Source organism: Streptomyces sp. NPDC014734 (assembly GCF_043083325.1).
GTDB lineage: Bacteria > Actinomycetota > Actinomycetes > Streptomycetales > Streptomycetaceae > Streptomyces.
The window spans coordinates 113,930-127,923 of the sequence record NZ_JBIBYN010000009.1 but is presented as its reverse complement, the minus strand read 5'-3'; the positions used below and the strand labels follow the sequence as shown (position 1 = coordinate 127,923).

Genomic DNA, 13,994 nt, shown 5'->3' with positions numbered 1-13,994 from the left:
CGTCGGAACGGGTGCTGGTGGATCCCTTCCACGGCGGGGGCCCCGGGGGGGGGGGGGGCCCGGGGCGGGGGGGGGGGGGGGGGGGGGGGGGGGCGGGGGGCGGGGGCCCCCCCCGCCCCCACGGCGGCTGGTTTGCTGCACCTGGGATCTGGCCCGACGCGCGCGGGAGCGGCCCGGCGGCCGGCCAGGTGGGGGTGGACGCCCCGGCCGGTGCTCGGCCCGCCCGCGAACGACAACCGAAGGAGCGTCCCGGTGACGACGGGCACAGCAGGAGCGGCCGACGAGGACGAGGCGTACGCGAACGAGCTTCCGGTCCATGCCGGGGAGCGCGGAAACGTCGTCATCAAGTGGCTGACCACCACCGACCACAAGACGATCGGCACGCTCTACCTGATCACGTCGTTCGCCTTCTTCGTCGTCGGCGGAGTGCTGGCCCTGGTCATGCGCGCCGAGCTGGCCCGCCCGGGCCTGCAGATCGTCTCGCCCGAACAGTTCAACCAGGCGTTCACGATCCACGGCACGATCATGCTGCTGATGTTCGCGACGCCGCTGTTCGCCGGGTTCACGAACTGGATCATGCCGCTCCAGATCGGCGCGCCCGACGTGGCGTTCCCGCGGCTGAACATGTTCGCCTACTGGGCCTACCTCCTCGGCTCGCTCATCGTGGTGGCCGGCTTCATCACCCCGCAGGGCGCGGCGGACTTCGGCTGGTTCGCCTACTCCCCGCTGACCGACTCGGTCCGTTCGCCCGGCATCGGCAGCGACATGTGGATCATGGGCCTGGCGTTCTCCGGCTTCGGTACGATCCTCGGTTCGGTCAACTTCATCACCACGATCATCTGCCTGCGCGCGCCCGGCATGACGATGTTCCGCATGCCGATCTTCGTCTGGAACGTCCTGCTGACCGCCGTGCTGGTGCTGCTGGCCTTTCCTGTTCTCGCGGCGGCCCTGCTGGTGCTGGAGGCGGACCGGAAGTTCGGCGCGCACGTCTTCGACCCGGCCAACGGCGGCGCGCTGCTCTGGCAGCACCTCTTCTGGTTCTTCGGCCATCCCGAGGTGTACATCATCGCCCTGCCGTTCTTCGGGATCGTCACCGAGATCCTCCCGGTCTTCAGCCGCAAGCCGGTCTTCGGCTACATCGGTCTGATCAGCGCCACCATCGCCATCGCGGGACTGTCCGCCACGGTGTGGGCCCACCACATGTTCGTGACCGGTGGAGTCCTGCTGCCGTTCTTCTCGTTCATGACCTTCCTCATCGCGGTACCGACCGGGGTGAAGTTCTTCAACTGGATCGGCACGATGTGGAAGGGATCGCTGTCCTTCGAGACACCGATGCTCTGGTCGATCGGCTTTCTGGTCACCTTCCTCTTCGGCGGCCTGACCGGCGTGATCCTGGCGTCGCCCCCGCTGGACTTCCACGTCTCCGACTCGTACTTCGTCGTCGCGCACTTCCACTACGTCGTCTTCGGCACCGTGGTCTTCGCGATGTTCGCCGGATTCCACTTCTGGTGGCCGAAGTTCACCGGCAAGATGCTGGACGAGCGACTCGGCAAGATCACGTTCTGGACGCTGTTCGTGGGCTTCCACGGCACGTTCCTGGTGCAGCACTGGCTGGGCGCCGAGGGCATGCCCCGCCGCTACGCGGACTACCTGGCCGCGGACGGCTTCACCGCACTGAACACCATCTCGACAATCTGCTCGTTCCTGCTCGGTCTGTCGATGCTGCCGTTCTTCTACAACGTCTGGAAGACCGCCAAGTACGGCAGGAACGTCGGCGTCGACGACCCGTGGGGCTACGGCCGCTCGCTGGAGTGGGCCACCTCCTGCCCGCCGCCGCGCCACAACTTCGTCACGCTGCCCCGGATCCGTTCCGAATCCCCGGCCTTCGACCTGCACCACCCCTCGGTCCGCGCCCTGGACGAAGCCGTCAACCGCCCCGACACCGGTACGGCGCCGCCGCCCCCGGGCGACAGGCCGTAGAGCGACGCCCGAGGGCGGGAAGGAGCGCGTGCGCGCCCACCCGCCTTCCCGCCGGGGTCGTCCGTCCGCCGTCCCCAACAGGCGAAGTCGCGGACGGCTCGTGAAGATGGGAAGAACGGGCGCGTGCGAAAGGCAGGCGAACGGACGACCGCGCACGCCCCAGAAGGGACGAACACTGTGGCACGACCCAGGATTCTCGTTGTCGGCGCCGGTTTCGCCGGGGTGGAGTGCGTACGGCGCCTGGAGCGCAGGCTCATCCCGGGCGAGGCGGAGATCGCGCTCGTCGCCCCGTTCTCCTACCAGCTCTACCTGCCGCTGCTGCCTCAGGTCGCGGCGGGGGTCCTCACCCCGCAGTCCGTCGCCGTGTCGCTGCGTCGCAGCCGCAGGCACCGCACCCGGATCATCCCGGGTGGCGGCATCGGTGTGGACCCCGCGGCGAAGATCTGTGTCATCCGCAAGATCACCGACGAGATCGTCTACGAACCCTACGACTACATCGTGCTCAGCCCCGGGAGCGTCACCCGCACCTTCGACATCCCCGGCCTGCTCGACAACGCGCGGGGCATGAAGACGCTCGCCGAGGCCGCGTACGTACGGGATCACGTGATCGCCCAGCTCGACCTGGCGGACGCCAGCCACGACGAGGACGAACGGGCCTCCCGCCTCCAGTTCGTCGTGGTCGGCGGCGGGTACGCGGGCACCGAGACGGCCGCCTGCCTCCAGCGCCTCACCACCAGCGCGGTGAGGCACTATCCCCGGCTCGACCCCCGGCTGATCAAGTGGCATCTCATCGACATCGCCCCGAAGCTGATGCCCGAACTCGGCGACAAACTCGGACGCAGCGCCCTGGAGGTGCTGCGCGCACGCGGCATCGAGGTGTCGCTCGGCGTCTCGGTCGCCGAGGCCGGTCCGGAGAAGGTGACGTTCACCGACGGCCGGGTGGTGCCCTGCCGCACGCTGATCTGGACGGCCGGGGTCGCCGCGAGCCCCCTGGTGTCCACCTTCGACGCGGAGACGGTGCGCGGCAGGCTGGCGGTGAACGCCGAGATGCGCCTGCCGGGCTTCGACGGCATCTTCGCGCTCGGCGACTGCGCGGCCGTACCGGACCTGAGCAAGGGGGACGGCGCGGTCTGCCCGCCCACCGCGCAGCACGCCTCCCGCCAGGGGCGCCGGCTCGCGGAGAACCTCATCGCCACGCTGCGGCACCAGCCGCTGAAGCCGTACGTCCACAACGACCTCGGCCTGGTCGTGGACCTCGGCGGCAAGGACGCGGTCTCCAAACCCGTCGGCTTCGAGATGCACGGGCTCGCCGCCCAGGCCGTCGCGCGCGGCTACCACTGGTCGGCACTGCGGACGAACGTCGCCAAGACACGGGTCCTGACCAACTGGATGCTGAACGCCGTCGCCGGCGACGACTTCGTACGCACCGGTTTCCAGGCCCGCAACCCGGCGAAACTGCGTGACTTCGAGTACACCGACACGTATCTGACACCCATTCAAGTCCGTGAGCACACGGCGGCGTTGCGCGCCGGAGCCTGAGCGCGGGGGCGTTGTCGCCGTCGTTCGGAGGAGCCGGTTCGCGCGGGCCCAGGGCCTGCCGGCCGGCCTCCGGCCGGAAAGCGGACGGGACATGGTGCGTGCGGTTCCGGGGCGCCGGAAGCGTGCGCACCAGGACGTGGACGCCCGGCCGGAGGTCACCCGACAGGCTCTCGGCCGTGCGGCACGGTCAGCTGGACCGTGCGGAGGAAGGCCGCGTTGTCCGGGGTGCGCCGCAGTCGGCCCAGCAGTGTTTCGAGCGCGGCCCGCGGATCGTTCCTGGACAGCAGGGCGCGCCGCAGCCCGCGTATCGCGCGCAACTCCGCGTCCGGCAAGAGGAGTTCCTCGCGCCGGGTGCCGGAGGCCTGGATGTCCACCGCCGGATGGACGCGCCGGTCCGCGAGTGCGCGGTCGAGCCGGAGCTCCATGTTGCCGGTGCCCTTCAGCTCCTCGAAGAAGTAGTCGTCGGCGCGGGAGCCGGTCTCCACCAGCGCGGTGGCGAGGATGGTGAGGGAGCCGCCCTCCTCGGTGAGACGGGCGGCGCCGAAGAGCCGCTTGGGGCCGAGCGGGGCCGCGGCGTCGACGCCGCCGCTGAGGATGCGGCCGCTTCCGGCGGACGCGTTGTTGTGCGCGCGGCACAGCCGGGTCAGGGAGTCCAGCAGCACGACGACGTCCTGGCCCTGCTCGACCAGTCGCTTGGCGCGTTCGATGGCGAGATCGGCGAGGGCGACGTGTTCCCGCGCGGGGCGGTCGAAGGTCGAGGCGAGCACCTCGCCCCGCACGGACCTGCGCATCTCCGTGACCTCCTCGGGGCGTTCGTCCACCAGCACCACCATCAGAAGGCATTCCGGGTGGTTGACGGCAATGGCATCGGCCAGCTGCCGCAGCAGCACCGTCTTGCCCGCTTTCGGCGGTGCCACGAGGAGGCCGCGCTGCCCCTTGCCGATCGGTGCGACGAGGTCGACGAGCCGGGGCGCAGGGCCACCGGTGGGCGTCTCCAGCCGCAGTCGCTGCCGGGGGTGGAGCGGGGTGAGATCGCGGAAGTGGGGGCGGTCCCGCAACGTGTCGGGGAAACGGCCGTTGACCCGTACCACCCCGGACAGGACACGGGGCGGGTCGCAGACGCCTTCGAGTGCGTCGCCCCGGCGCAGGCGGTGGCGGCGGATCAGTTCGGCGGGCACCCGCACGTCGTCGGCGGAGGGGGTGTCGGCCCTGGCGCGCAGTATGCCGTGCCCCTGGGGTGCGATCTCCAGGAGGCCGCTGACATCGACGGACAACTGCCTTGTTTCTACGGGGAGTTCGAGAGTGCTGGTCATGCGGGTGGTCCTTTCGCGGACATGGCGAATGAAGGGCCCGGACGACGGGAGGGCGGAGGGGAGCACGCCCCCGGCCGACGGGCGGAGAAGCCCGGAGGGCGGAGCCCCGTACCGGACTGGCGAAGTGTGCGAAAAAGTTGGAGCACCGGTCGCGACGGAACGGGCTCGGCAACTGATGAAGAAGAGATCGGCACCAGGAGCCTCGGATCGAGGCCAGAAGCAAGAAAAGGATGCCGGTGGCACCATACCACGTGAGCGCATGGCCGGTCACCGGTGCGCGATATCCGCCCGGCGTCGTGCCGGTGACCCGCCTCCGACCGGACGAGCGGCCCCGCCCGGACCGGCGTTCCCGCCGGCCGACGCCCACGGCGGTCGCTCACCCGCCCGATCCGCGGCCCACGGCCGCCTGAACGGCACCGGAACCCATCGGCGGGAACGGTCACCGCCGATGGGCCGGGCCGGGGCGTCGTTGCTGGCCCCGGCGCCCCGTCAGTCCGCGGCCGGACCGTCGCCCTCCGCCGGGAGCACGCCCCGGAACGCGTCAAGGATCTGCCCGGCCGCCAGCGTGGCCGTCAGCCCGCCGTCCCGCACCCGCTGTTCCAGTCCGGGAGTCAGTGCCCGGACCCCGGGGTGGGCGCGCAGACTCTCCAGCAGTTCGTCCCGCACCATCGTCCAGGTCCAGTCGACCTGCTGGTCACGCCGCTTCGCGGTGAGCCGCCCGGTCGATTCGAGCAGCCCGCGGTGCTGCTCCAGCCGCTCCCACAAGGTGTCGAGGCCGGCCGACTCGCGGGCGCTGCACGTGAGGACCGGGGGAGTCCAGGCGGCGTCCGCCGGATGCATCAGCCGCAGCGCGCCCGCCAGTTCACGCGCGGCGGCGCGGGCGTCGCGCTCGTGCGGGCCGTCCGCCTTGTTCACCGCGATGACGTCGGCCAGCTCCAGGACGCCCTTCTTGATGCCCTGGAGCTGATCGCCGGTACGGGCCAGAGTCAGCAGCAGGAAGGTGTCGACCATGTTGGCCACCGCCGTCTCCGACTGGCCGACGCCGACCGTCTCCACCAGCACCACGTCGTACCCGGCGGCCTCCATCACCACGACGGACTCCCGGGTCGCCTTGGCCACCCCGCCGAGCGTCCCCGCGGTGGGGGAGGGGCGGACGAACGCGGCGGGGTCCACCGCGAGGCGTTCCATCCTGGTCTTGTCACCCAGGATCGAGCCGCCGGTCCGGCGGGAGGAGGGGTCCACGGCCAGCACCGCGACCCGGTGGCCGAGCCCGGTGAGCATGGTGCCCAGGGCGTCGATGAACGTGGACTTGCCGACCCCCGGCACACCACTGATCCCGATCCGCCGGGCGTTGCCGGAGTGCGGGAGCAGCTCGCGCAGCAACTGCTGGGCCAGCGCGCGGTGATCGGGGCGAGTGGACTCGACGAGCGTGATGGCACGGGCGACGTACGCCCGCTTCCCGTCGAGCACACCCTTGACGTAGCTGTCGATGTCGATCTTCGGAGGCATCGGGTCAGCGGCTCACAGCTCGTGGCCGAGCGCGGCACCGAGCCGCGCGACCAGATCGTGCGCGGCGTCCGGGATCACCGTGCCGGGCGGGAACACCGCCGCCGCCCCCGCCTCGTGCAACGCCTCGACATCCTGCGGCGGAATCACCCCGCCCACCACGATCATGATGTCCTCGCGGCCCTCGGCGGCCAGTTCCTCGCGGAGCGCCGGGACGAGCGTGAGGTGCCCGGCGGCCAGCGACGAGACGCCCACGATGTGCACGTCCGCCTCCACCGCCTGCCGTGCCACCTCGGCCGGCGTCTGGAACAGCGGGCCGACGTCGACGTCGAAGCCCAGGTCGGCGAAGGCCGTGGAGATCACCTTCTGACCGCGGTCGTGACCGTCCTGCCCCATCTTGGCGACCAGGATGCGCGGACGGCGCCCCTCGGCCTCCTCGAACAGGTCCACCAGGGCCCGGGTGCGTTCCACGGAAGGGGATTCGCCTGTCTCGTTGCGATACACACCGGAGATGGTACGGATCTGGCCCGCGTGCCTGCCGTACACCTTCTCCAGGGCGTCCGAGATCTCGCCCACGGTCGCCATCGCACGCGCCGCGTCGACGGCCAGGGCCAGCAGATTGCCTTCGAGGCCCGGGCCCGGGGCCCGGCCGGCCGCCTCGGTCAGCGCGTGCAGCGCGGCCCGGCAGGCCCGCTCGTCGCGTTCCTCGCGCAGCCGGCGCAGCTTCTCGATCTGCTGGGTGCGCACCGAGGAGTTGTCCACCTTGAGCACGTCGATCTGCTCGTCGCTCTCCACCCGGTACTTGTTGACCCCGATCACCGGCTGGCGTCCGGAGTCGATGCGTGCCTGGGTCCGGGCCGCGGCCTCCTCGACCCGGAGCTTGGGGATGCCCGCGTCGATGGCCCGCGCCATCCCGCCCGCCGCCTCGACCTCCTCGATGTGCTGCCAGGCCCGGCGCGCGAGGTCGTGGGTGAGCCTCTCCACGTACGCGCTGCCGCCCCACGGGTCGATGACCCGGCCGGTACCGGACTCCTGCTGGAGCAGGAGCTGGGTGTTCCGCGCGATCCGGGCCGAGAAGTCGGTCGGCAGGGCGAGGGCCTCGTCGAGCGCGTTGGTGTGCAGCGACTGGGTGTGTCCCTGGGTGGCGGCCATCGCCTCGACACAGGTCCGGGTCACGTTGTTGAACACGTCCTGCGCGGTCAGAGACCAACCGGACGTCTGCGAATGGGTGCGCAACGAGAGGGACTTGGCGTTCTTCGGCTCGAACTGCCCGACCAGCTTGGCCCACAGCAGCCGGGCCGCCCGCAACTTCGCGATCTCCATGAAGAAGTTCATGCCGATCGCCCAGAAGAACGAGAGCCGCGGCGCGAACGCGTCCACGTCGAGCCCCGCCTCCCGCCCGGCCCGCAGGTACTCCACCCCGTCGGCGAGGGTGTACGCCAGCTCCAGGTCGGCCGTCGCACCCGCCTCCTGGATGTGGTAGCCGGAGATGGAGATCGAGTTGTAGCGCGGCATCCGCTGCGAGGTGTACGCGAAGATGTCGGAGATGATCCGCATCGAGGGCTTGGGCGGATAGATGTAGGTGTTGCGGACCATGAACTCCTTGAGGATGTCGTTCTGGATGGTCCCGGCCAGCTTCTCCGGCGCGACGCCCTGCTCCTCGGCGGCCACGATGTACAGCGCCAGCACGGGAAGCACCGCGCCGTTCATCGTCATCGACACCGACATCCGGTCCAGCGGGATGCCGTCGAACAGCTGACGCATGTCGTAGATCGAGTCGATCGCCACCCCCGCCATGCCGACGTCACCGGTCACCCGGGGGTGGTCGCTGTCGTAGCCGCGGTGGGTCGGCAGGTCGAAGGCGACGGAGAGTCCCTTCTGCCCGGCCGCGAGGTTGCGGCGGTAGAACGCGTTGGACTCCTCGGCGGTGGAGAACCCGGCGTACTGCCGGATCGTCCAGGGCTGGTTGACGTACATCGTCGGGTACGGGCCGCGCAGGTACGGGGCGATTCCCGGGTACGTGCCCAGGAAGTCGAGCCCCTCCAGGTCGCGCCCGGTGTACAGCGGCTTGACCGGGATGCCTTCCGGGGTCTCCCACAGCAGGTCGCCGTCGGAGCTGCCGGAGGACTCCTTCACGGCGGAACGCCACTGCTCCTCGGATCCCCCGGCGTCGCCGCCCGGTCCGAGGTCGATGTCGGAGAAGTCGGGGATACGCATCACGCCACACCCATACGGTCGAGAACGGAGGAGAGCACGGCCACCACGTCGCAGCCCACGAAGACGTACGTGTCGACGCCGGAGTACTCGGCGGGCCGGCCCGCGAGGAACACCTGCCGCGCACCGGCCGACCGCAGTGCCGCGGCGACCTCCTCGGCCCGCTCCGCGTAGAGCGCGTCGCCGGAGCACAGACACGCCACGGTCGCGCCACTGGCACGGAACGCGTCGGCGGCCGTCGAGACGTCGACCGTCACCGGGTCGTGGACCGGTTCGATCCCGCCCGCCTGGAACAGGTTCGAGGCGAACGTCGCCCGCGCGGTGTGGGCCGCCGCCGGGCCGAGCGCGGCGAGAAACACCTTCGGCCGTCGGCCGGTGGCCGCGAGATGGGCGTCCGACCGGGCGCGCAGCGCCTCGAAGGCCTCGTCGCGGCGGACCCGGGGCAGGCCACCGCCCGCCGTGCCGGACGGCTCGACGGGCGCCGCCCCGCGCTCCACCGGGCGCTCGGCGAGCTGCGGGAACTCGCTCACCCCGGTGACCGGCTCCTTGCGGCGGGCCAGATTTCTGCCGCGCGCCGCCCAGGTGGCCGCGAGACGCTCGCCGATCATCCCGGAGCGCAGTGCCGCCGCCTGGCCGCCCGCCCGCTCGATGTCCTGGAAGAACGCCCAGGCGTTGTCGGCGAGTTCGGCGGTGAGCCGTTCCACGTACCAGGAACCGCCCGCCGGATCGATCACCCGGGCCAGATGCGACTCCTCCAGCAGGATCGTCGAGGTGTTGCGGGCGATCCGCCGGGCGAACGCGTCAGGCAGACCCAGCGCGTGGTCGAACGGCAGCACCGTGACGGAGTCGGCCCCGCCGACCCCGGCACCCAGGCACGCCAGCGTCGTGCGCAGCATGTTCACCCACGGATCGCGGCGCGTCATCATCACCGGGGACGTCACCGCGTGCTGTCGCTGCGCCCCGCTCCCGGCCGCGCCGCACACCTCGGCCACCCGGGCCCACAGCCGTCGCGCGGCCCGCAGTTTGGCGATGGTCAGGAACTGGTCGGCCGTGGCCGCGTACCGGAACTCCAGTTGCGCGCAGGCCTCCTCGACCGACAGCCCGGCCCGTGTCAGCTCCCGCAGGAGGGCGACGCCGGTGGCCAGTGACGCGCCCAGTTCCTGAGCGGCCGAGCCGCCCGCCTCGTGGTACGGCAGCGCGTCGACCGTCAGCGCCCGCAGCGCGGGATGCTCCCGGGCGCACCGCGACGCCCAGCGGACCGCGGGTTCCGGATCGGGGTCGGCGCCGGTGCGGGCGGCCCGCCCCAGCGGATCGGCGCCGAGACTGCCGCGCACGGCCGACGCGTCGACACCCCGCTCGGCGTGGAGTCGAAGCAACTCGGTGGCGGCGGCGTCGAGTTCGTCCCCGGCGTCGAGGACGATCGGGGCCAGATCGAGATAGACGCCGTCCAGCGCCCGGGCCAGATCCGGCACCGGCACACCGGCCACGCCGCCCACGGCCAGCCACAGCGACGTGGTGCCGTTCTCCAGATCGGCGAGCAACGCCTCGTTGAGGCGGCCCGGATCCGTCTGCGCGTGTCGCTGCCGTACGTCCCAGCCGCCCGTCGCGTTGCCCTCCGCCCTGCCCCCGCGCGTGAACGGGGCGAAGCCCGGATATCCGGCATCGGGGGCGCTGTCGCGCGAGGTGTACAGGGGGCGGGTGATGAGCCCGTCCTCCACCGTGGTGGACAGCGCTTCCTCGGCGGCCGGACCCGCGGCGTCCCTGCCCGACTTGCGCAGTACACCTTCGACGAGGTGCTGCCACTGGTCGTGGGAGGGGTGCGGGAAATCGGCGGCCAACGAAAGCCCGTCGGCAGGCAGGACCGTCATGCCCAGATGCTAGGGCAGGTCCCGCACGCACCGCAGTGGCTCTCCCTGTGACCTTGCCCTCTCCGAGAGCGTCCGGTTCCTCACGCTCGGTCGCGCGGGGGGTGTGCCGGGCGTTCGGACGTTCCTCCGGACCGCATGGCACATGCTCCATAAATCAAACAGATGAATTGTAGATGCCAGGAGAATCCGAATATCTTGGCGCACATGCAGTCCTACACGATCGGGCAGGCGGCGCGCCTGCTGGGGGTGAGCCCCGACACGGCCCGCCGCTGGGCGGACGCCGGAAGAGTCGCGACCCATCGCGACGCGGGCGGCCGCAGGCTCATCGACGGCCGGGACCTCGCCGCCCTCGCCGTCGAGGTCGGCCAGGGCGGAGCGGACGAGGACGAACCCTCGTACACCTCGGCGCGCAACGCCTTCCCGGGCATCGTCACCGGGGTGAAGCTCGGTGACGTCGCGGCCCAGGTCGAGATCCAGGCGGGGTCGCACCGGCTGGTGTCGCTGCTCACCCGCGAAGCGGTCGAGGAACTCGGACTGGAGGTCGGCATGCGGGCCACCGCCCGCGTGAAGTCCACCAGCGTGCACATCGACCGCGTCTGACGACGCCTCACCCACGACGCGCACCCTTCTCCAAGGAGCCCTGGCCACATCATGAAGACCGTTTCCACCACGCGTCGCACCGCCGCCGCGCTGGTGACCGCCGCCCTGCTGTTCCCGCTCGCCGCGTGCGGGGGCGGTGACGACACGAAGGAGTCCGCCGGCACGGCCACGGCGCCCTCCGGCGCCCGGCTGACCGTACTGGCCGCCGCCTCGCTCACCGACGTCTTCAAGACCGCGGGCGCCGCGTACGAGAAGGCGCACCCGGGCACGAAGGTGACGTTCTCCTTCGCCGGTTCCCAGGAACTCGCGGCCCAGGTGAAGCAGGGCGCGCCCGCCGACGCCCTGGTCACCGCGGACACGAAGACGATGGACGGGCTGAAGTCCGACACCGGCACCCCGACCGTCATCGCCAGGAACCGTCTGGTCATCGCCACCGGGGAGGGCAACCCGGAGAAGATCACGAACCTGAAGGACCTGACCAGGGGCGACCTGAAGGTGGTCCTGGCCGCCCCCGAGGTCCCGGTCGGCCGGTACAGCAAGCAGGTCCTGGACGCGCAGAAACTCACCGTCAAGCCGGTCTCCCAGGAACCCAACGTCCGTGCCGTGCTCAGCAAGGTCGAACTGGGCGAGGCCGACGCGGGCATCGTCTACAAGACGGACGCCGCCACGGCCACCGGCAAGGTCGACGCCATCGACATCCCCGACGCGCAGAACGCCGTCGCCTCCTACCCGGCGGCCACCCTGCGGCAGTCCGCGCACGCCGACGCGGCCAAGGCGTTCGTCACCTGGCTCGGCGGCCCCGAGGCCCAGAAGATCCTGCGGGCCGCGGGCTTCCAGCAGCCGTAGCGCCCCTCCCGCGCGCACACCGCGCTCCCGCACCGGTGCCGTTCCGCCCCCCGTCCGGGACGGGACGGCACCCCGCACGAACCGACCCCGGGAACCCCGATGAGAGCCCTCCGCAGCCGTCCGCCCGGCGCACGCGCCCCCGTCGTCCTGGCGCTGCCCGCGCTCCTCGCGGTCGCGTTCCTGCTGATGCCCCTGATCGGCATCCTGGCCCGCACCTCCTGGTCCGATCTCGGTACCCATCTCACCGCGCCGGGGGTCACCCAGGCCCTGCGGCTGTCCCTGCTCGTCTCGTTCTGGGCCCTGGGCCTCTCGCTCCTGCTCGGGGTGCCGCTGGCCTGGCTGCTGGCCCGGGTGGACTTCCCCGGCAAGGCGCTGGTGCGCTCGCTGGTCCTGCTGCCGATGGTGCTGCCGCCGACCGTCGGGGGAGTGGCGCTCCTCCTCGGCTTCGGCCGCCGGGGACTGCTCGGTCCCTGGCTGGAGGACACCTTCGGCATCACCCTGCCGTTCCACACCTCGGGCGCGGTGGTCGCCGCCACCTTCGTCGCCATGCCGTTCCTCGTCATCAGTCTCGAAGGGGCACTCGCCGGGCTCCGGCCCTCGTACGAGGAGACCGCGGCCTCCCTGGGAGCCTCACCGCTGCGGGTCTTCCTCACGGTCACGCTCCCGATGGTCGCCCCGGGACTCGCCGCCGGGGCGGCGCTCACCTGGGCGCGGGCGCTCGGCGAGTTCGGTGCCACCATCACCTTCGCGGGCAACCTCCCCGGCACCACCCAGACGCTGCCCCTCCAGGTCTACCTGCTGCTCCAGGAGTCGCCGGAGGCCGCCACCTCCGTCTCGCTCCTGCTGCTCGCCATCGCCATGACCGTGCTCGTCGCCCTGCGCGGACGGTGGACCGGCACCCCCCGCGACCGTTCCCGCGTCATCGGGCCCACGACGGACGACACCGGCGGCACGGGCCCGGCCACCGCCCCGGACACGGGCCCCGACCGGGCCCCGGCCCCGTGGGAGCCCTGCGCGCTCCACGCCGACGTCACCGGATTCAACCGGCTGACCCTCGACGCCGACCCCGGGACGACGATCGCCGTCGTCGGCCCCAACGGGGCCGGCAAGACGACCCTGCTCCGTGCCCTCCTGGGCCTCACCCCGCGCTCCCGGGCGCTGCTGCGTCTCGGCGGCAGGGACGTCACCGCGCTGCCGCCGCACCGCCGTCACGTGGCCTGGGTGCCGCAGAGCGGTGCCCTGTTCCCCCAGCTGAGCGCGCTGACGAACACGGCGTACGGACTCCGGGCCCGCGGCGTGCCCCGGGCCGAGGCCCGACACCGGGCCCAGCAGTGGCTCGACCGGCTGGGGGTCGGCCGGCTCGCCCGGCGTCGTCCCGCCCAGCTCTCGGGCGGCCAGGCCCAGCGCGTCGCGCTGGCGCGGGCGCTGGCCACCCGCCCCCGCCTGCTTCTGCTCGACGAGCCGCTCGCCGCCCTCGACCAGACCACCCGCGCGCACGTGCGTCACACCCTGCGCACCCATCTCGCCGGGTTCGGGGGTGTCTGCCTGATCGTCACCCACGACCCCGTCGAGGCCGTGTCGCTCGCCGACCGGGTACTCGTGCTGGAGGAGGGGCACGTCCTCCAGTACGCCGAGCCGGCCGAGGTCGCCCGCCATCCCCGCTCGCCCTGGGTCGCCCGGATGCTCGGCCGCAACGCCTGGCCGGGTACCGCCGCCGCCGACGGCACGCTCCGCCTCGCGGACGGCGGCAGGCTGGTCGTCGCGGACCCGCTCGCCGAAGGGACGGCGGCCCTCGCGGTCATCGGGCCCGAGGCGGTGTCCGTGCATCGCGACCGGCCCGGGGGGAGCCCCCGCAACGTCTGGCCCGGGACGGTGCGCGAACTCACCGTCGTGGGCAGCCGGATCCGGCTGGTGATCGACTCCCCGGAGGTGCCGGACCTGGTCGCCGAGATCACCCCCGAGGCGGCGACCGAGCTGGGGCTCGGCGAGGGCGCGGCCGTATGGGCCGGGGTCAAGGCGACCGAGGTCACCGTCGTCGGCCTGTGACGGAGCGGCCGTCCCTCTTCCGCGCCGGACCCGATCGGCGCTCCTGCGGCGTTTTCCTTTGTCGAATCCCCGACCGCATGCA

General features: G+C 72.0%; 9 protein-coding genes. 5 read left to right on the top strand and 4 right to left on the bottom strand.

The annotated features are described in order from the left end of the window. Positions 1–252 precede the first annotated feature (252 nt). Positions 253–1,980 carry a cytochrome c oxidase subunit I gene (gene ctaD / locus ACF1CT_RS16900; RefSeq protein WP_391784607.1) on the top strand — a complete coding sequence of 576 codons (1,728 nt, stop codon included), beginning with the start codon at positions 253–255 and terminating at the stop codon, positions 1,978–1,980. 177 nt (positions 1,981–2,157) lie between these two features. Then, positions 2,158–3,519, top strand: a complete 1,362-nt coding sequence (locus tag ACF1CT_RS16895) for an NAD(P)/FAD-dependent oxidoreductase (protein WP_391784606.1) — start codon at positions 2,158–2,160, stop codon at positions 3,517–3,519. Between the two features lie 155 nt (positions 3,520–3,674). Here ACF1CT_RS16895 and rho read toward each other — a convergent pair whose 3' ends face one another. The 4 genes from rho to mutA form a co-directional block, all read right to left on the bottom strand. Then, a complete protein-coding gene (gene rho / locus ACF1CT_RS16890; RefSeq protein WP_391784605.1) occupies positions 3,675–4,832 on the bottom strand; it encodes a transcription termination factor Rho in 1,158 nt (385 codons plus the stop codon). Between the two features lie 489 nt (positions 4,833–5,321). Next, complete coding sequence (gene meaB / locus ACF1CT_RS16885) at positions 5,322–6,341, bottom strand: methylmalonyl Co-A mutase-associated GTPase MeaB (protein ID WP_391784604.1); 1,020 nt, start codon at positions 6,339–6,341, stop codon at positions 5,322–5,324. 12 nt (positions 6,342–6,353) lie between these two features. Continuing rightward, on the bottom strand, positions 6,354–8,555 hold the full coding sequence (scpA, locus tag ACF1CT_RS16880; RefSeq protein WP_391784603.1) for a methylmalonyl-CoA mutase: 2,202 nt from the start codon (positions 8,553–8,555) through the stop codon (positions 6,354–6,356). Further along, positions 8,555–10,420, bottom strand: coding sequence for a methylmalonyl-CoA mutase small subunit (gene mutA, locus ACF1CT_RS16875; RefSeq protein WP_391784602.1), 1,866 nt, complete (start codon positions 10,418–10,420; stop codon positions 8,555–8,557). The genes scpA and mutA overlap by 1 nt, the downstream gene beginning before the upstream one ends. Positions 10,421–10,624: 204 nt before the next feature. Here mutA and ACF1CT_RS16870 point away from each other — a divergent pair, with 204 nt between their 5' ends. The 3 genes from ACF1CT_RS16870 to ACF1CT_RS16860 all read left to right on the top strand — a co-directional run bounded on the left by ACF1CT_RS16870 (position 10,625) and on the right by ACF1CT_RS16860 (position 13,912). Next, the gene (locus tag ACF1CT_RS16870; protein WP_391784601.1) at positions 10,625–11,020 is read left to right on the top strand and encodes a molybdopterin-binding protein; all 396 of its coding nucleotides are present in this window, start codon (positions 10,625–10,627) and stop codon (positions 11,018–11,020) included. 51 nt (positions 11,021–11,071) lie between these two features. Beyond that, positions 11,072–11,866 (top strand): molybdate ABC transporter substrate-binding protein, encoded by a 795-nt coding sequence (modA, locus tag ACF1CT_RS16865; protein WP_391784600.1) that lies wholly within the window; start codon positions 11,072–11,074, stop codon positions 11,864–11,866. Between the two features lie 99 nt (positions 11,867–11,965). Next, positions 11,966–13,912: an ABC transporter permease gene (locus ACF1CT_RS16860; protein WP_391784599.1), complete on the top strand. Its 1,947-nt coding sequence runs from the start codon at positions 11,966–11,968 to the stop codon at positions 13,910–13,912. Positions 13,913–13,994: the final 82 nt, after the last annotated feature.

Coding starts and splice junctions, on each gene's coding strand:
- scpA (WP_391784603.1), bottom strand. CDS start 8,555: ATGCGTATCCCCGACTTCTCCGACATCGACCTCGGACCGGGCGGCGAC.
- meaB (WP_391784604.1), bottom strand. CDS start 6,341: ATGCCTCCGAAGATCGACATCGACAGCTACGTCAAGGGTGTGCTCGAC.
- ACF1CT_RS16860 (WP_391784599.1), top strand. CDS start 11,966: ATGAGAGCCCTCCGCAGCCGTCCGCCCGGCGCACGCGCCCCCGTCGTC.
- ACF1CT_RS16870 (WP_391784601.1), top strand. CDS start 10,625: ATGCAGTCCTACACGATCGGGCAGGCGGCGCGCCTGCTGGGGGTGAGC.
- modA (WP_391784600.1), top strand. CDS start 11,072: ATGAAGACCGTTTCCACCACGCGTCGCACCGCCGCCGCGCTGGTGACC.
- rho (WP_391784605.1), bottom strand. CDS start 4,832: ATGACCAGCACTCTCGAACTCCCCGTAGAAACAAGGCAGTTGTCCGTC.
- mutA (WP_391784602.1), bottom strand. CDS start 10,420: ATGACGGTCCTGCCTGCCGACGGGCTTTCGTTGGCCGCCGATTTCCCG.